10 protein-coding genes are annotated in these 19,392 nt (G+C 41.7%); 5 read left to right on the top strand and 5 right to left on the bottom strand.

Annotated features, from left to right (window positions below):
* Window positions 1-5 precede the first annotated feature (5 nt).
* From MHN81_RS11630 to MHN81_RS11610, 5 genes are read right to left on the bottom strand one after another with little or no spacing between them, the layout of a single operon-like run.
* Window positions 6-5,183 (bottom strand): non-ribosomal peptide synthetase, encoded by a 5,178-nt coding sequence (locus MHN81_RS11630; RefSeq protein WP_239425782.1) that lies wholly within the window; start codon window positions 5,181-5,183, stop codon window positions 6-8.
* Between the two features lie 52 nt (window positions 5,184-5,235).
* Window positions 5,236-6,831, bottom strand: coding sequence for an MBL fold metallo-hydrolase (locus tag MHN81_RS11625; RefSeq protein WP_239425781.1), 1,596 nt, complete (start codon window positions 6,829-6,831; stop codon window positions 5,236-5,238).
* Window positions 6,824-7,687 carry a homoserine O-succinyltransferase gene (locus tag MHN81_RS11620; RefSeq protein WP_023398714.1) on the bottom strand — a complete coding sequence of 288 codons (864 nt, stop codon included), beginning with the start codon at window positions 7,685-7,687 and terminating at the stop codon, window positions 6,824-6,826. Before MHN81_RS11620 ends, MHN81_RS11625 begins: the two co-directional genes overlap by 8 nt.
* A 15-nt stretch (window positions 7,688-7,702) precedes the next feature.
* Window positions 7,703-9,379: a cyclic peptide export ABC transporter gene (locus MHN81_RS11615; protein ID WP_023398713.1), complete on the bottom strand. Its 1,677-nt coding sequence runs from the start codon at window positions 9,377-9,379 to the stop codon at window positions 7,703-7,705.
* Between the two features lie 2 nt (window positions 9,380-9,381).
* Window positions 9,382-11,748 (bottom strand): penicillin acylase family protein, encoded by a 2,367-nt coding sequence (locus MHN81_RS11610; RefSeq protein ID WP_239425780.1) that lies wholly within the window; start codon window positions 11,746-11,748, stop codon window positions 9,382-9,384.
* Between the two features lie 1,080 nt (window positions 11,749-12,828).
* Here MHN81_RS11610 and MHN81_RS11605 point away from each other — a divergent pair.
* The 5 genes from MHN81_RS11605 (at window position 12,829) to MHN81_RS11585 (ending at window position 19,330) form a co-directional block, all read left to right on the top strand.
* Complete coding sequence (locus MHN81_RS11605; protein ID WP_023398711.1) at window positions 12,829-13,587, top strand: thioesterase domain-containing protein; 759 nt, start codon at window positions 12,829-12,831, stop codon at window positions 13,585-13,587.
* 133 nt (window positions 13,588-13,720) lie between these two features.
* Window positions 13,721-14,965 (top strand): HlyD family efflux transporter periplasmic adaptor subunit, encoded by a 1,245-nt coding sequence (locus MHN81_RS11600; RefSeq protein WP_023398710.1) that lies wholly within the window; start codon window positions 13,721-13,723, stop codon window positions 14,963-14,965.
* Window positions 14,966-14,992: 27 nt separating this feature from the next.
* Window positions 14,993-15,703 carry an ABC transporter ATP-binding protein gene (locus MHN81_RS11595; protein ID WP_023398709.1) on the top strand — a complete coding sequence of 237 codons (711 nt, stop codon included), beginning with the start codon at window positions 14,993-14,995 and terminating at the stop codon, window positions 15,701-15,703.
* Complete coding sequence (locus MHN81_RS11590; RefSeq protein WP_239425779.1) at window positions 15,700-18,120, top strand: ABC transporter permease; 2,421 nt, start codon at window positions 15,700-15,702, stop codon at window positions 18,118-18,120. Before MHN81_RS11595 ends, MHN81_RS11590 begins: the two co-directional genes overlap by 4 nt.
* Before the next feature lie 178 nt (window positions 18,121-18,298).
* Window positions 18,299-19,330: an aspartyl/asparaginyl beta-hydroxylase domain-containing protein gene (locus MHN81_RS11585; RefSeq protein WP_239425778.1), complete on the top strand. Its 1,032-nt coding sequence runs from the start codon at window positions 18,299-18,301 to the stop codon at window positions 19,328-19,330.
* Window positions 19,331-19,392: the final 62 nt, after the last annotated feature.

Raw genomic sequence — 19,392 nt, 5'->3', positions numbered from 1 at the left:
CTTTTCTAGCTAATATTTAATGATTCGAGAATGAGTTTGTCTTCTTCACTCAACATATCGAATGACGCATCTTGATTATTTTCAGACTCAGTTTGCTCTGGCTTCATGCTGCCCGATTGGCATAGGTTACGAATTGATTGCTGTTCAAAAATGTCGGCTACCGACATCAGGTAACCTTGCTCTTTCACCAATGCAATCACTCGCACAGCGGTAATTGAATCCCCCCCAAGGTCAAAAAAGCTCTCTGTTACACTCAGAGCTTGTTGTTCCAACACTTGGCACCACACGTCATGTAATGACTGCTCTAGGTCGTTTTCTGGCGCGACAATAAGGCTTGGTTCGCTAGATGCAGGCAAAGCCGTATTTGCCAGTTTATCTCTGTCTATTTTGCCATTCGGTAGCAGTGGCATTTCAGACATATGAACAAAGTGTTTTGGGATCCAATTTTGATGAAGGTTTTGTTTTAAAACCTCTTTGAGCTGAGCTGTTGTGGGGGGAGTCAAACTCGACGTTTCATAGTAGGCAACCAATTGATTTTCTACCTTTGCCACAAGCGCAGAAGCAATACCAGATTGCCCTTGTAATAGCGCTTCAATCTCTGCGGTTTCCACGCGCATACCGTTGATCTTGATCTGCTCATCTACACGACCTTGGTATTCAAGTAAGCCATCACTGTTTACTTTCATCAGATCGCCTGTGCGGTAAAATCTGGCAGACTTTCCTACCGCGTGTTCAATAAAACTGCTCTCATTTTGCGATGCCCGGTTATGATAACCCTCACTGACACCCGCACCGGCAATAAGCACTTCACCAATCAGGTTGGTTGGCACAATATTTTGTTCTTCATCAACAACGTACAACGTCATATTGTCAATCGCCTTACCGATTGGCAGGGACTTTAACTGTGCCACTTGGTGAGCAGGGGCAATATAGGCCGCACTGATATCCGTACACTCAGTCGGGCCGTAGATATTCGCTATCTGTGCGTGACATTTTGCATGACTTAACCATGGCTTAAGGCGTTCCAAGTCTGTTGCCTCTCCGCCAAATGCGACGAACTGCATGCCATGCAGTGCACTAAAGTTATCTGGTTGAGTCGCATCAACTAATGCATAAAACAGGCTTGGCACACAGTTAATATGTGTTACCTGATTTGTCGCAATCAACTCAGCATAATGCTCTGCGTCAAAAGTCCCCTCTTCAGGCAAAACCAATGTCGCGCCACACATCAAAGGTGCAAAGATATTTTTTATCGACGCATCAAAGCTCAATGGAATAGGTTGAAATACAACACTGTGTGTATTCATTGAAGAAAAGTTAATGTACCAATTACACAGGTTATTAAACGAGCGACGACTCACATTAACGCCTTTTGGTACACCACTTGAGCCAGAGGTATAAAGCCTATATACCAACGCCGAGTCGGTTGCTGATTGAGTCAGATTGCTCTGAGGTTCCCCTTCCAGCAAACTGTATTCATCATCTAACTCTAACAGCGCGCCATCGTAATGAGATAAATGCTCATGTTCAGGGTTTGTAGTAACAATCAGGTCAAGTTCATCATCAGCAATAATATTTCTGATCCGAGTTACCGGGTAAGCTGGATCTAACGGCAAAAATGTTGCGCCACATTTAGCTAAAGCCAGCAGTACTACTACCTGTTTGAGTGAACGTTCAATATGGACACCAACGATGGCACCACTCGACACATCAATATCCTGTAAAAAGTGGGCAAACTGATTAGCTAACTGGTTTAAATACGCATAGCTATAGCTTTGTCCATTAAACACCACTGCTTGTTTGTCTGGATCCTGTGCGACAGCTTGCTCAAACATTGAAACAAAATCAGGAATGGACTCTGCGTCAACAACCTTGCCTCTGTGTGCTTGTTCATACTCGTCGATACACAGTGACGCTAGGGTAATATCCTTAATTTCGCGGCTAGGTTCACTCACCGCCTGCTCAAGCAACACTAGATAATCTGCTAGGAAGCGCTCCACGGTTTGTGCGTCAAACAGTGCCGTGTTGTAGTGGAAATTAATATCCCAGTTGTCCGCTTCATTTTTGTCTACGCTCAGCGTTAAATCGAACTGTGCCGTATTGGTTGCTATCTCAATTTTAGAAGCCGCAACATCGGACAGTGCCAATTGCAAATTCGCCTTACCGTTGAGAATAAATTTGGTTTGGAAAAGTGGTGAGTAACTTGAGTTTCTTTTTAACTTCAAGTTATCAACAAGCAAGTCAAAAGGTATATGCTGATGATTCAAAGCACCATTCACCACATTGTGGTTATCAGCAATCAGCTGCGACAGAGAATGCTCCGCATTAATGACTTGGCGCAATACCAATTGATTCACAAAGTAACCAATGACATTCATGGTCTCGCTCACTTGGCGGTTTGCGCTATCTGTCCCGATAACAATGTCTTTGCTGCCGCTTAGTCTATATAACAAGACCTGATAGGCTGATAGCATCACAGTGTACAAAGTGGTCTGATGCGATGCTGCGAGGCTCTCTAGTTTGCGCTGAATCGATGCATCTAACGAATAGGTGATGCGACTTCCTGCAAATGATTGGGTTTTATTGCGGGGTCTATCGTATGGTAACAGCAGTAGCTCCGGTGCGCCTGTGAGCACATCCTGCCAATATTCAAAACCGCTATTTAGACGACCTTGTTGTTTTTGCCACAGTGTACAGTCTATATATGAGAGTGCAGGCTCCGCTAGAGGCTGCTGCTGTCCGTTGTACAAGCCGTTAATTTCTTCGATTAATAGCTCTGCTGACCACGCATCAAACACAATGTGGTGCAGCAAGAAGCTTAGTACTAGTTCATCATCGCCCAATTTGGCGATTTTTACTTGCAAGTTATGACCCCTTTCAAGGTCGAAATCATCTTGACCGTGACATTGTAAAAAAGCATCAAGGTCAGAAGTTGAGACCGTTGCCAAGTCATTTTGTAGTGCCACTGTATAGGGCTCAACAATTTGTTGTATCAGCGTATCGTCTTTAACTATAAATCGCGTGCGCAGTGCCGTATGGCGAGTAATTACTTGATTGATTGCCCATTCAAGTTTGGCAATATCGGTTTTTCCTTGTAGCTTAAAAGCGACATGTAACTTGAGCGTTGCACGCTGATGTTCAATTTGATCTAATACCCACAACGCCTGTTGTCCATAAGAAGCTGGCGCTTCCGTTAAACCTGATGCAGACAGTGTGCTTTGCGGTGTGACTGCGCCATCAATGGCACTCAGCTTATCTATTTCTGTGGCAAGTTCACGAATTGTCGGGTGAGCGTAAAAGTGCTCGTGGTTAAGCTGAATTGCAAAAGTGCGCTCAATCTCTGATACCGCTTTTGCCGCATCGAGAGAGTCCCCCCCCAAGGCAAAAAAGTTCGTATCTATACTGATATCTGCTTGATTGAAGATTCGTTGCCAAGTCGCATGTAGCTGAGTTTCCGTCTTGCTCATAGACGTCAAAGGCGTTTCTAGTTTGTCGCTTTGCCCCTCATGACACAAGGTGATGAGTTGCTCCGATTCAAATAGCATTTTTGTATTTGCGCGCTGCACTTTACCACTTGAGGTCAAACTAAGAGTGCCTTGACGAATGCAAACAATCTCTGCTTTTAAATCAAATTGCTCTGCCACAGCTTGTCTTGCTAGTGCCGTTAATTCATCCAGATTTTCCTTACGCGCAGCGCGGGCAAAAACTTCTTGCACCACCACAAGGCGCTGCGATGGCCCTTCACCTGTTGTGAATGCCGTGGCTCTATGGTTTACAAAAGCAGGATGCAGATCACTGACGCACTTTTCTATATCTTGTGGATAATAGTTAGCGCCCCTGACAATCAGCACATCTTTGATCCGACCTGCAATATATAGGTCATCATCGAATACAAAACCAAGATCGCCCGTTCTCAAAAATGGACCATCTCCTTCAGAGGTAAACGCATTAAATACCTCAGCTGTTTTGCTTTCATCGCCCCAATAACCTTGTGCGATACTTGGGCCTGATACCCAGATCTCACCGCACTGACCATCAGGCAATGTCGCTTTAGTGTCTTGGTCAACAATCTTAAGTGTATGTTTGGGTGGTACTTGGCCACAGCTTACTAAACGCTGGCCATCTGACTGTACTTTTTTAGCACATCGATTTGCCAATTCAGCTTTATCAAACTCTACCACCACGGGAGTACTTTGAGGCTCCCCACCACTAATAAATACAGTCGCTTCAGCCATGCCATAGCTGGGATACAATGCCGATGCGCTGAAGCCCACGGTATTAAACTTGGCGACAAATCGCTCCAAGGTAGCGGCATGGATAGGCTCTGCCGCATTAAATGCAATTTTCCAGCAAGATAGGTCTAAGCCTTCTAAGGCTTCTTCTTGAATTTTATCTACGCAAAGGTCGTAAGCAAAGTTCGGCGCTCCGCATATTGTTCCGCGATATTTGCTGATTGCCTGAAGCCAAAAGCTTGGCTTTTGGACAAATGCTGCCGGTGCCATCAAAATAGAGTGGGCGCCAAAATAGACAGGTAACAATATGGTATTAACCAACCCTAAGTCATGAAATAGTGGCAGCCAGTTAACGAAAATGTCTTCTTTTGAACACCCTGTATTGGCTTCCAAACCCTGGATATTTGCCACTATGTTGTCATGTCTTACAACAACACCTTTTGGTGTCCCGGTAGACCCAGAGGTATACTGAATAAATGCAGTGTCGTTGCTTGTCACAGATGCCAACACATCAGCCGCATCAACTTGATTCAATGTTGATAAGCTAAACAACTGACCACCTTGCAAGTCATCGTGCTCTGATAAATAGTCACTCAGTGAGTCATGCAAGCCATTGCTCGTTAACGCGATGCGCGCATTACAATTCTCAACAACCTGTTTTATCCGCTCCGTGCGCTGCTTCAATCTCGGTGGATAAAGTGGCACGGCCATGCGGCCAGCGTATAGACATGCAAAAAACAGTTTGATGAACTCTAAACCTGGGGGACACAATAAGAGTACCGGCTCGTTAGGCTGCGTTAAATTTGACAAGCGACCAGCTACGTCACGAGCAACACTATCTAGCTCAGCATAGGAAATGGTTTCTTCATTCTTATTATCAATAAACGTAAACGCTGGCTGTTGCGGTTCACTCAACGCTCTTTTTTGCAAAACATCAACTATTGAATTCATGTATATCTTCTTACTTTTATTATTTTTATTGAGACCTGTGGTTTATTGGTAACTAACTAAAAACCCAGTGCTCTCTTCCTTGCAGCTGTTTTGCTGGTATGCCTTTAGAGTGACATTCATCAACCAACATTTTTGACTGAACCAATTGCTCGTCATCCTCGTTGTAAGAGATCCCCATGAAATAGCCAAACCAAGGTTCAATGCCCAAAGCATAGACGTATACACTTTTCGCATTGAACGCGGCAGCAATGCTTGAAGCGGCTTTGTAGTCTGAACCGTTAAAACGTCTACTTTCGTTGACTTCACTCGAAACTGGCGAAGTCAACAACGCGCCGTATAACCATCTTAGCGGCCCGCCAGTGCACTCCATGCCGATGAACAACACATCAACATCGCCATACAAATCGTTGAGCCTTTTGTACAAATAGGGGTCTATGTTGGACGAATCGGCTGCTGCCATGATCTTTTTGCCTTTGGACTCTATGAGCCATGCAGATTTGCTGCGAATATTGACGTCTGCATGCTCACCAAGAAATGGCATTGCAGTTATTGTGATGTCTTCATGATCAAAGGTATCTAAATCTTCTACTTCAACCACATTTGAAAAACCCAGTGCATTTAGCATCAGCTTCATCGATGGGTCAGCTAACATACCTGAGTTACTCTTAGGAACCGCAATTTGCTTAATTTTGTGCTTGAGCTGCAATAGGGTTTCAATGCATAAATGATCCATGTGCGTATGAGTGACCATCACACAATCGATGGAGTCTGGTAAATCATCAAAAGTGACTTTGTTTACTTCTTCATCGTTCATATATGCAAGAACAGGGTCTACCATCACAGTTGCACTTGCGGTTCTAACCATCAAACCAGCATGTCCAAGATAGTCGATCTCCACCTTACCCTGTTCAACGGGCTTTGCGGTTTTCTTTGGGGGTGTCGTGGTAAACAACTCTTCGAAACTTAAGCTTCCCTCAATATCGAGAGTCTCAAATTGAGCCGCGATGTCATCGAGCTCTTGCGGTACATCACGCATACTAAATAGCGTGTTCACAAAAGGATGATTAAGTGGAATATTGAGGTGCAAATGATCGTCATCAGCAAATCTTGGGGTCGATAATACAAACTTTCTTTCTGAGCTGTGCAAGCGACCTAGGCACACAGATTGGGCACACTCTTTATAATAGGACGTTTTATAAAATAGGCTTTCTATCAAGCGAAATGACGGCTGGTTATTCAAGTCATAACATAGCTCTACAAGACCACGAAGCGGATCAGGTATTTTTTCATAAAGAGGCTCAAGTGACATGCCTTTTGCCTCTGACAATAACATCTTGTCCAGTTCACAGATGGCATCAACTAGCTCAAATAAATCACCATATTGGTCGCGAGATTTTGCAACCAGCTGCTTAACATCATCAACCTGAGATAACGGTAGATTCATCAGCGAGCTGCCGGTCATTGACTTTGCCTTGACTGATTTTGCGTGGATCTTTGCGTTCGCGACAAAAGATTTCATTGAACGCATATGCTGATTTACTAAATTCATAGCTGCTGTCGCTGGTGACATCAAATACGGCCACATAAACCACTTATTAAACAATGGTTCAAAATAAACATCAGGTCGTAAATAAACATGATTACTCATAAAATAAGACATCTCCATTTGTTGATTCTTGTAGTAACGGTGCCATTGCAGCTTTTTTTATTGAGGTTAGTTGCTGCAACCAGGTCACAAAAAATTGTTCAGAATAGGACTTCCAAAAATGCTTGGGGTCATTTAAATCGAAATTGACTGGCGGCACTGAGTTGGGGTTATTAGCGGCATCTCGTAACCACTCATTTAAAACACGGTTCGAAGTGTATTCGGGATGACCCAAACACATGGTGTTCATTTCATCCGTTGTTTGAAGCAGCGCATGAGGGTAACAATCGTTACCGGCAAGCACTGTCACAACACCATTTACTATTTGGCTGTGGACATCGCTTTCATTTAAATGTGCGTAAATGCTAAAAGGCATGGGAAAGCTTTGCTTTAAACACGAATAAGCACTATGACTGAACGACTGATTCTGCATGTCGTAGATGCCATTGTGCTTTTCTTCAATCACTTTTTTACCGATACCGATGGATTTAGCAATTGCCAACGCTCCCCAGCATATGCCCAGCAAAGGTATGCTGCGACGCTGCGCAGATTTAATGAGTGCGAGTAGTTCTTGCCAATAAACCACTTCTGAAAATGGCAATTTTTCAACCGGTGCGCCAGACACGATCAGTCCATCTAACTGGGTCGTTTCTATCACTTCTGAGTACAACGAATATGGAGGCTTAAGCGCCGCCGGTTGAGAAGCAGAGCTAGGTTTGCTGCTAAGCTTCAGCCAGTGTAGTTTTGTCGAAATACCCAAGCTTGAAAACAAAGTTTCAAGTTCACTTTGGTACTTGTCCAAATCCGGCATCAAATTTAAGATGCCAATATTTAATACAGTAGATTTATTTTTATACATTTTTTCAAACCTGTATTAGCTAGCGTTAAGATTACGGTGTTGGTGCTCGCGTTGTTCTATAACTTGCCCTGTCTCCATAAATATCAATTTGTCTGCCACGTCAAAAAACCTGTCGTCGTGACTGACTACTAGTACAGCTTTATTTTTGGCCCTCAACATTGGCAAAATATGACGATAAAAACGCTCGCGAAACTCTGGGTCTTGATCGGCTGCCCATTCATCAAATAAGTACAATTCTTTGTCTTCATAAATCGCAGAGATCAGCGCTAATCGCTTTCTTTGCCCATCGGACAAAGAAGTTTGTGAAAACCCTGAGCCGGTATATTCAACTTTGTGCGCCAACTCAAAATCTGCAATTAACTTGTTAACTTCTTTAATTTCTTGATGATCATTCTCATCAATTGAGCCGATTTTTTTAAATAGGTAGTAATCTGTGAATATCGTAAATATGCTTTGTCTAAACCCGTTTATATTTGCATCGTTTGCTTGCACATCGTCAAAATAGAGTGCGCCACTAGTAGGTTTGAAAAATAGTGATAACAGTTTGCTCAATGTCGACTTTCCAGAGCCATTACCACCGACTAAAAACACAAGTTCGCCTTTAGAAATTGATAAGTTGACAGGCCCTACAAAAAAAGGAGACTTTTCGTATTGATATACCACATCTTTAAGCGTTAAGGTCTGCCATGGCTGTTGCTTTTCAACGGCTAAGGCATACCCCTCTGACTCCAATTCATCGTATAAAATATCGAGCTTTCTATATGAGATTGCCGCCTGCATAATGCTTGGAATAGCCGATAACAATGCCGCAATGGGCCCGGTTAGATACAGCATAATCATGACCACAGAGATCAATTGGCTATTACTTATTTGCTGATAATTGGAGTAGGCAAATACCACAGTGCCAATCACCAAAAAGCAGATCATTTCTCCATAATTACCCGTAATTGAGTAAACAATGTTACTTTTGGTAGAGTAATCTTTGACTTTTTCTTCAGCCTTTATCAATTCAGACTCAAAAAAGTCTTCTTTGAGTGTTGTGTTAACTTTTAGCTCTTTGGTGCCGTAGGATAAAGCTTCAAAAGATGCCTGTAACTTGTCTCTCCATTCCCTTGATCGTGTAAAATAGTTTCCCGCCAAAATAAGAGGCACTTGATAGGTGATCACGCCAATTAGCAGCGCAATGATCAAAAAATAAAATACTGAAGAATTGACCACCCACACATAAATCAGCATGCCGAAAATGGTGATCAGGTTAATAAATAACACTGGTGCTGACTGACCACCTCCGACAATATTGTTTATGTCAGTGGTTAACGCGTTGATTAGCCTTGCTGATCCGGTGTCTTCTAATTTATCAAGTTTACTTGCCAGCACCTTCTCATAGAGTTTTTTACGAAAAGATGTGGCAAATAAAAAGCTTGCCTTGAGCAAAATGGTCTGAGAGAGCACTCTGAATATCAAAATGGCAAAACACAGCGCTAAAAACAACCCAGCTAAGGCGACATTTGACACCTGAATACCCAGTACAACAGCTGTGTTACCGCTTTGATTCGCATTGACTAGATCTTCAATTCCGATCAATAAAATGGGGATAAGTCCGGTGTAAACAACACCCGCTAAGCCACCAAACACAAGTGAAACAAAAATCGAGTTTGGTGCATATTTGGTAATTTCTTTAATTACTCGCATAATTATTCCGCTGGCCTCAAATTTAGTGTGTACTGTGATTTTGATTCGGTACTTTTGATCAGTGTATTGGTGTGCATCATCGGCATCATGTCTGCGTAGTGCGCGCTATAAATATGACCAGATTGACCTGTGGAATTAATAAAGTGATAAGAAATATCAGGTGTCAGTTCAAAAACATGTCTGAAGGTTGCCCCCGCGTTTTGAATATAGCCATCATCTTCATCGAAACGATAGTTCGCCACATTAATTGTGTGGGGAGTACCATCACCGCTGATATAGGTTTTAAAGGACGACTTTAATGCTTCCATATCACCCAATGGACGGTGCGTATATTCACGACTGACAATCTCTGACCATCGCCAATTATCTGGATTTGAGCCCACAAGTTTTGTTAGTTCGGCTTGTGCTTTGTCAAAAGCTGAGTTAATAACAGCGATACACGTCTGTTGTTGCTGTGCTGATTGCTTAATACACCAATAAGGTTCTTCCTCCAATAACCTCAATAAAGTGCCAGTCTCCACACGGCTTACTAGGCTAGACACTCGGTCATCTAACACGCTCCCTGTTCCAGCTAGTTTAAAGTGCGGCCTAACTAATTCTTCTCTAAGATGCTCAATAAATGACACGTATAACGCTGGGTAAGGGGAATCCGAAGACATATCACCATCCCAAGCCAGAAAACCTTTTCGAATCGCTTGTTCAGGGTTAAACCCATATTGTTCAATCAGAATACGTTGAAGGTGGCGTACATTGTCATCCACGACATCCAGTTGCATCACTCGGTTAAACTCAGCATCGACCTTTTGTCCATTGTCGATACGTTTTTTCAGGATACGCTTTATACGGTTTGCTCTTGTCGGCTCAGCCCAATCGCTGCCGACAAAATATGGATAGCTCGTTGGCAGATAATTTTCATTTGCATTGGCAATAAAACCTTCAGGTGGGTTGTAAATATATGGCATCTCTTCCCAAGGTACATAGCCTGTCCACGCGAATTGAGTATTCGGTACCGGTACTTTGCCTTGTCCCACCTTTCGAATTGGAATAAGGCCTGATGCACTCATGCCAATATTGCCCGCTCTGTCAGCGTAAAATACGTTTAATGAAGGTGACACTAAATGGCTTAAAGCACTTCTGAAGCTGTGCCAATCTTTAGCGTAGTTGAGCTGCAACAGTGCTTTTAAGCTCAAATCAGTAGCGTCTAACGCAGTCCATTTTAGCGACATACCATTTAGAGAACCCGGCACGTAATCAAGGATTGGGCCACTTTCAGTACGCGCTATAAAAAGTTCATACGGCGGTTGTTTTGTTCTCAACGCATCAGGAAATTCTGACTTGATATGTATTTGTTGAACTTCGATATCGAGTGGCTTCCAGCCTGTGCTCGATGCGTATTGGTTAGGCGAATTAGGATTAAACTCATGTAACACAACATCCTGTTTATCTATCGTAAAATTTGCGCCTCCCCAAGCTATATCTTCATTTTTACCAAAGATGACAAAAGGCAGGCCGGGGAAAGTCATACCAGCACTGTTAATTTTGTCCCCTTTGATTTTTGCTGCATACCACATCGAAGGCAGTTCGATACCAAGATGCGGATCATTTGCCAAAATAGGCACGCCATTTGTCGTGTGTTCACCCGAAACAACCCAGCCATTACTGCCTAAATCTTTCTGTTTGCCAAATCGCTGAGCTTGCAATTGCGCATAGTTGCTTTCAATATCCAGCGTGGTTTGCTCAGCAAGAGAAGTAGAAATATGCGCTTGAGGAATATCGGGATAAAGCGCTCTGAAGTGCTGTTCAGGCAGCAAACTCATCGCTCTAACAGCATCTAACTCTCGAGATAAATTGAAGCTCAACATAAGCGAGAACAACTTGCCGATCACAATTGAATCAACGGGAGTCCAAGGTTTAGGCTCAACATTAAACAGCGAAAACTCGACGGGTAATTCGTCCGTTTGAGCAAGCCATGCATTATAACCTGCAGAAAAAGCCACCATTGCGGCCTTAAAATCATCGTCGTAATTTTCCCATGAAGCTTCCGCAACAGCGTGCAAACCTAGGGTTCTCATCCAGATATCTTGAGACAAGCTACTTCGTCCGAATATCTCGGCTGTTTCGCCTTTGCCCATTCGCCTTTGGACTTCCATTTGCCACATACGGTCTTTGGCATGCAAGAAACCCATCGCAAAAAATGCATCTGAGTCAGAATTTGCATCTATCGACGGCACCCCAAATTCATCAACAGTAACAGAAATATCCTGTTCAATACCTTGAACAGTAAAACTTGAATCCTCTTCAAATATTGTCGACTTCACCCAGGAGAATGTATACAGGACAGCCAGAATAAGAGGTAGCAACAGAAACACGCCTGTCCTTGACAGCATGGGGTAGCGGTTAAACATAAATTTAATCTCTTGATTTTTATTATTTTTATATAAGAACAGTGATTGACATGTGACAGTTCAGCCAATGCGAAGGGGGCTTGATCAACAAAATGAGACTAAGCTAAGAGATCCGTTTATAACTAAACGAACAACACTTTTGCCACTAAAAACCTTCCTTTTGCATATGAAAATCCATTTTCGCAACTAAAAAACCAACTGATCACCACTGCGTTATTATTTTCAATCTAGAACTCACTATTAACTCCTTAACATTTTGGTTCTAGATACCGTTATTATGATTAAACCAGTTATTACAATAGTTGCACAATTGAAACAGCATTGTCAACGAAGTAAACATCAAAAAAACAGACCTATACCATTAAGAATAATGGATAATTTCGCCTGATTTTTAGCCGCACTGCGCTAACAAAGGGCTGGAAAGGCATTCGCTAAAGTAAATTTTAAAAATGTTATTTTCACCCTCCTTGAAAATTATGAATGTTTTAATATTCTCAATAGAAATTCAGAAACCCATACACAAAAAACAAAACACCATTAAAACAATAAGATCAAATCAAAAACAAACAAGTAACAATGCCGTTGATAGGAGCGACCATGTCGTTTAGACATATAAAAACTCACCACAGACTGATACACAGCAGCGTTACATAGTCGAATCAAGCTGCCTGCACACGCCTGGCCACCATTTCTACAACCCAACATCAAAAGCCACAAAACTCGTTAATTAAAAGTATCAAAAAGAAACCACATCAAAATCACAACCCCATCTCTCCCTCGCCAAAGCCGATTTCAACGTAAATTAAAGCTAACCAAATTGTTGACAAAGTTAGACTTATGATAATAACATCACCCAATAGGTTACAGGTGCGTAAACTGGAATTTCTGACAGGTTTTCACTTGTGCAGAACATCAAACCTGGTTGTAGTAAGGCAAGAAGTGTGTAGCCAACTGGAAAATGCATTTCAGCAATAAGCCGCCCCTTATCCTCTAACCTATTGTTAATATTTTAGGAATAATAATTATAATAATAAGGAGCATTAAGTGCTTAAGTCCTTCCTGTCTATTAATCAGGTTTCAAGCCCCAGATTCAGGGTCTTTTGCTTTCCATATGCAGGTGGTGGTCACACCACATTTTCTGATTGGCCTGATTATATTGATAATGACATTGAAGTCCTTGTCGCCAGCTTTCCAGGGAAAGGAAAAAGGTTTTCTGAACCCGCTATAGATAATATGGAAGAACTAATTAATTCTTTGCTTCCTGATTTTAAACAACTCAGCGATGTGCCCTACTTATTTTTCGGCCATAGTTTGGGGGCAAGAGTTGCGTTTGCACTCGCCAAAGAATTAGAGCAATTAACAATTAGACAACCTCTACGGCTTGTCGTGTCAGGAAGCCCAGCACCGAATCCAAATGAAAATGTGCTCAAGCTGAGTGATAAACCTGACCATGAATTCATTGAAAAGCTTCATATTATTGGGGGGACCCCACCAGAAGTACTCGCACAAGAAGAACTTATGGAACTCATACTTCCCTCTATTCGAGCGGATTTCAAAATCGCAGAAGAATACCAAAGCCTACCCCACCAGCTCAATGTGCCAATCACCGTTTTTACAGGTAAAGAAGACCTAGATGTTAACCAAAGCAACCTATCTCTATGGCAAGATTTTAGTAAAATTCCCATAAGTATAAATCACTATGAAGGTGGCCACTTCTTTATTGAAACGCAAAAAAACCCACTTAAAGATCTCGTAACAATTATCAATGATAATGCAATAGAGCCTGAACAACTTGTTATATAAATAAACACCTTAAATAGAAAAAAATAATTTTATTTACCATATAACATAAAAACAAAAAGCATAATTATTTGATAACCCCCCTACTCACTATGATAGATTTGGAAATTAGTGAGGAACTCAAAGGTTCATTGAAATGGATATTAAAAAAGAAAAAAAGAAAAAGCCAAAAGTATCTAAACCAGTTATTGTCGCAGCGAGCTTAGCACTCATCGCCAGTGCATATATGTTAACAACCAAATCTGGAGCATCCGTAGATGGAGAGTCTATGGTTACCTCTAAAGTAGAAAAAGGTTTATTTACTGTAAAAGTTGAGGGGTTTGGCACCTTAATACCTAATGACCTCCGCGTATTGACGACCATGACTCCTGCCACGGTTAAAAAAATAGTCCAACGTCCAGGCGCAATTGTAAAACCGAATGACTTACTTGTCGTACTCGATAACCCTGAACTGCACCAGCAAGTACAAAGTGCACAAAAACAAATGTCCCAAGCCCAAGCAAATCTTAAGCAACTAGAACTCTCTCAAGAATTGGCAATGTTGGATGAGCAGTCAACGCTCAGTCGACTCAGCGCAGATATAGAAGCGATGGAACAGCAACATGAGGCTGAAAAGCAATTAGTTGAATCGGGTGTAGTATCTAGGCTCAATTATATAAAAAACCTTTCTACATTGAACAAACTCAAAGTTCAACATGACATTCAAACCACAAAAATCGCGACTTTAGAAAAAGTTCATGAGCAAAAAATTATTATTAGCCAACAACAAATGAGGCAAACTGAAGGCGAGCTACATATTGCACAAGAGCGGGTAAATCGCCTCGAAGTACGTGCTGATTCAAATGGGGTTATCCAACGCCTGTCTGTTGAAGAAGGGCAAAGCCTCACCACCGGGCAAGAAATCTTAATGATAGGAAGTAGCAATAGTCTGATGGCTATGCTTCAGGTGCCCCAAAGCCAAGCTCAATATATAGAAATTGGCCAAAATGCAGTTATCGATACATACCAAGACAAAATTAATGGCACGGTGAACCGAATCGTCCCCGAAGTACAAAACAATACGGTCACTGTAGAAATTGCCTTGCCTAACCAACTCCCTAAAAGCGCACGTCCTCAGCGTAGTATTGACGGACACATTGTCATTAATGAAATTGAAAACGCGCTATTTATCGAACACCCAAAAGACGCACGAGCATTTCAGCCTGCGATGCTGTATGCACTTTCAAATGACGGCCTAAACGCAACAAAGAGAAATCTTATGTTTGGCTATAGTAGTGGTAAATACATCCAAATTAATTCTGGAGCAAAAGAAAATGATGAGTTCATCATCTCTGATGTACCTACACAGGTCAAAGGGAAAGCGAACTTTGACATACAGTAGCCAGTAAAAAACAATAAAGGAAAACCCATGAACAAAGACATCAAGATTGAAATAAATCATGTGTCCAAGGTTTACGATACAGATCTTGTCGAAACACATGCTTTAAAAGACATTAATATTAAAATATACGAAGGCGACTACGTTTCTATATCTGGACCTTCTGGTGGGGGTAAGTCAACCCTGCTATCGATCATCGGCCTGTTAGACGAAGCCAGTGGTGGAGAGTTAAAAATTGAAGGTAAAGATGTCACATCACTTACCCAAGATCAGGCTGCCGAAGTAAGAAATACCAAGCTAGGTTTTATTTTTCAATCATTTAACCTAATCGAAGAACTGTCAGTATATGACAATGTGGCTCTGCCATTGACTTATCGCACAGACGGGCTTGCAGCGGAAGAAATTGATAAAAAAGTAACAGAATGCTTAGAAAAAGTTAGCTTGTCACACCGACTCGACCACTTTCCAAATCAACTCTCTGGTGGTCAGCAGCAAAGAGTCGCGATTGCCAGAGCGCTTGCCGCAGATCCCGCCATTTTATTAGTTGATGAACCGACAGGTAACCTTGACTCAACAACTGGTGATCAAGTCATGCAGCTTTTAGAGGAACTAAATGCGCAAGGTACTACGATTTGCATGGTAACTCACGACAGCAGATACGCGGACATGGCTAGAACTAAATACCAGCTAAAAGACGGGGTTTTGCAAGTTGAAGAGGAACAGTTGAGTGAAGCCGTATGAAGAATTCAACGTTAGTAGTCAAACAATCCATTAAGAGCCTGAGTCGCAAGCCAACCTTAATGTTTGGTGTCATTGCAACACTTGGCTTAACACTCGGCGCATTTATATCTGTTTTAACGCTTGCATACTACATGTTTCTCAAACCACTTCCCTACCCTGATCAGGAGAGATTAGTCACGGTTGAGTACAGAGCGCTAAATGCGGAAGGGGGCGTGATGGGTAATGCATTTACCTACCCAGGCGCCATTGAAATCTACAAAAATAATGACTCTTTTGATGCTAGCGCACTGATGTTTTATGCAACCTCAGTGATGACATCAGATAGTGCTCAACCAACCCTTGCTACCACATCGGTGACACCTGAGTGGTTTGATATCACTAGTGCGAAAACGTCTTTAGGTCGCGTATTTACAGCTGATGAAGGATTGAATAGTCACATACCCCTAGCAGTTTTGAGCCACAAAACGTGGCAAGAAATGTTCAATTCAGATGAAAGTGTACTAGATCAAAGTGTGAGTTTTAATGGCATCTCTTACAAAATTGTCGGGGTTTTATCACCCGATTTTATTGAACCAAGGATCCGTGCAGATCAGTCATCTACAAGCGTTTGGCTAACTTGGGACCAAAACTCCGCAATGGCCAAAGAAACTTGGTCGTACATTGATGGTGGTATCGTCTACGTTGCGAAAGTAAAAGCAGGTGTGACAGCAGATATTGCCGCTCAGCAATCATCACCAAGAGCCAGTGAGCTTTTTAACCAAAATAATGTCGGTATTCCTTTTTTCAAAGGGTGGTCAATCGAGCTAATCGTCACTTCATTGAAGGATAAAGTATTAGGGGACAGCCAAAAAACGGTGACCATGTTGGTTCTAGGCGCTTTTGCACTCTTGTTGATAGCAATGGCTAACATCACAAACCTATTTATTTCAAGAACAATCGAACAACACCGAAAACTCGCAATCAACGCTGCTCTGGGTGCTAAAAAATCTCAATTGCATGTCATATTCTTACTAGAAGCAACATTACTCATGTTACCAGCGGCACTATTTGGTCTTGTTATTGCTTATGTGGGCATCGAGATCATGCAAACATTTTTCACTGACCTGCTTCCAAGAAGCAATGAACTCCAGCTCAATTTCATGAGCGTCATGTCTGCATTTGTACTTATGATAGTTCTGATACTCACTTTCTCTCGAGTAAATTTATCAATGATAAATTACAAAGAGCTAAGAGCCGCAATTCAATCAAGTGGTAAAGGCTCCGGTTTACAGGTGTCACAAAAAACTCGCTCCAGTTTAATGATTGCCCAAATTGCCATTGCAAGCATTATCATCTTCGCAACTTCAGTTCTGTTTTCCGAAGCCTATAAAAAAGTTAACCAACCTCTAGGCATGAAAATCGATGGCTTAATCAATGTCGACTTCTCACATATGGAAAAGCACTCTGTAAAGTGGGATGAAATGGCTGCACTACTCGTAGAAACGAAAGCCCAAATTGAAAAACTACCGCAAGTTGAATCTGTCACATTTGGTGAATCCCCACTGTCCTCTTTCAGTATGTGGGCCGCAACTGACGTCGAAACAAATGAAAACTATGTACCTATTGGCAATAGTGTTGATAACAACTATTTCAACACGCTAGATATTTCCTTCATCGAAGGGAAAGGCTTTGATCGAAGCGAACTCAATGGTGAGAGCAACGTGCTTGTTGTCAATCAGGGATTTGCTAAGCTGCTGGCTGGCAATGACAGTGCACTAGGTAAAAAACTCTTAGTAAGAAATAAAGAGCACGTCATTGTAGGTGTAATAGACAATATCATGGTGCCGGGCGCTGAAAATGATGCTGCACGTTTGTACACTCCTATGAATAAAGCAAGCCAGACCATGCTGATCAAAATTAAAGACAACCAGACACTTGATAGAACTGATATCGTTAACATTATTTATGGTATTGATTCGAAGTTGGCCGTGTTTGAATTTGAGTCACTTGCACAGACAAAATACATGTCTCAATTTGGCGAAATCGTCACCATTATTTCTACTCTCGCCATTTCTTTGATAAGCACAATCCTAGCTGGATTGGGTCTTTACGGTGTTCTCAATTACACCACGCAGATGAACAAATTTGAACTTGGCACGCGCTTAGCACTTGGATCTAAACGCAAACAATTAATTTTGTTTGTCTTTAAAAACAATTTTAAATCGTATGTTGTAGGAGTCTCCATTGCAACTGCTATGCTGATCATCGCTTATCTAATAGACCCTAACTTACTCTCTCAATATATAGGCTTTGAACTTGTTGCAATTGGCGTATACACACTTGCGCTGATTTTAGCAATTTCTTGGATTGCCTGTTATGTACCTTTGAGACCTATCTTAAATAGACCCCTTGTCTATAGCTTAAAATCAGGAGATTAACTAGCCCTATAGGTGAGTTGAATGACAAGGTTCAACTCGCCGAACCTCGATAAAAATAAAAACGAAAAGCAAAAAATAAAAAGATGGCAAATAAAAAGCCACAACACAAAAAACTAAAATAAAAATAATACGACCCAAAAGTTAAATAGTTATATTTAGCAAGTTAAAGGAGCTTGAAATGTCACTTTCAATATGCAGTAAATTAAATATGGATATTGACCTACCAGAACTAAAAAAAGAACTAGAAATTATCCAAAGACTTCAGTGGCACAAAGAGTCTCCTTTTATTGCTGAAAATGTCCCAGGATTAAATACTACTGTTTATCATAGTGGAAACTGGAAAGTGGTCAGTTTACGCTCCTTAGGAGGCAGCGAGTCCCGGACAGACCCTGGAGGCCCAAGCATCCATGACTATGAATATAACGAGATGAGTAAACACACACCATATATTCGTAAGCTGATGTCATATTTCGGTGGTGATATTCGTACCGTTAGACTGTCCTCAATGGGACCAGGCATGACAATACAAGAACACTGCGATACTTTTGTAGCACTCCAATATGGTCAAGTCAGATTACATATCCCCATTCAAACCGATGAGAATGTCATTATGAGGTTTGGTAAAGAGGAGTTTCACTGGCCGGAAGGTGAGTTGTGGTACGGTGATTTCTCAGTGCCTCATAGCGTAGATAATGGCAGTGACAAACATCGTATTCACTTAATCTTTGATGCCTATATCACTGATAAACTACTTGAATTATTCCCGCAGTCAGAGCAAAAGGCGATCGCTGCAAAACAGATACTATGCCATCAAAATAGCCAACCACTCGCTGTTGAATCTCTAAAAAAATACCAGTGTGACTTTGATATCTCAGCCGCCTTGTTAAAAGGTATATTTGAAACAGATGATGGCATCCTAGGTATTATTTCCGGTCAAATAAAGTTAATCGACAATAGTGAACTGCAATTTTGGTTAGATGAAAAACCTCTCTTTACTTTAGAACCGCTTAGCGATGGACTATTTAAATTCCGCGGGTGGAGTGTCGAGCGCACCATCGAATTTAAATGGCACGAAGATACGCTATCCGAAATGGTATGGCAGTTTAATTGTGGACTGCATAAAACATTGGTGTCAATTCCCGTCACCGCCACTACAGAAAAAAGTACAAAACCAAGGTTAGTTGAAAAGCAATGTGAACCATGCGTTTAAAAATAACCCAGTAATAAGAAATGGGGTTTATAACAATAAAATCAACACGCCCAATCGTTAAT

Source organism: Pseudoalteromonas sp. Of7M-16, assembly GCF_022347805.1.
GTDB classification, from domain to species: domain Bacteria; phylum Pseudomonadota; class Gammaproteobacteria; order Enterobacterales; family Alteromonadaceae; genus Pseudoalteromonas; species Pseudoalteromonas luteoviolacea_F.
This window is presented reverse-complemented; position numbering and strand designations above follow the sequence as displayed.

Bases quoted from the DNA above. Each gene is read 5' to 3' on its own strand.
- MHN81_RS11600 (WP_023398710.1), top strand. From the start codon at position 13,721: ATGGATATTAAAAAAGAAAAAAAGAAAAAGCCAAAAGTATCTAAACCA.
- MHN81_RS11620 (WP_023398714.1), bottom strand. From the start codon at position 7,687: ATGTATAAAAATAAATCTACTGTATTAAATATTGGCATCTTAAATTTG.
- MHN81_RS11630 (WP_239425782.1), bottom strand. From the start codon at position 5,183: ATGAATTCAATAGTTGATGTTTTGCAAAAAAGAGCGTTGAGTGAACCG.
- MHN81_RS11625 (WP_239425781.1), bottom strand. From the start codon at position 6,831: ATGAGTAATCATGTTTATTTACGACCTGATGTTTATTTTGAACCATTG.
- MHN81_RS11590 (WP_239425779.1), top strand. From the start codon at position 15,700: ATGAAGAATTCAACGTTAGTAGTCAAACAATCCATTAAGAGCCTGAGT.
- MHN81_RS11615 (WP_023398713.1), bottom strand. From the start codon at position 9,379: ATGCGAGTAATTAAAGAAATTACCAAATATGCACCAAACTCGATTTTT.
- MHN81_RS11585 (WP_239425778.1), top strand. From the start codon at position 18,299: ATGTCACTTTCAATATGCAGTAAATTAAATATGGATATTGACCTACCA.
- MHN81_RS11595 (WP_023398709.1), top strand. From the start codon at position 14,993: ATGAACAAAGACATCAAGATTGAAATAAATCATGTGTCCAAGGTTTAC.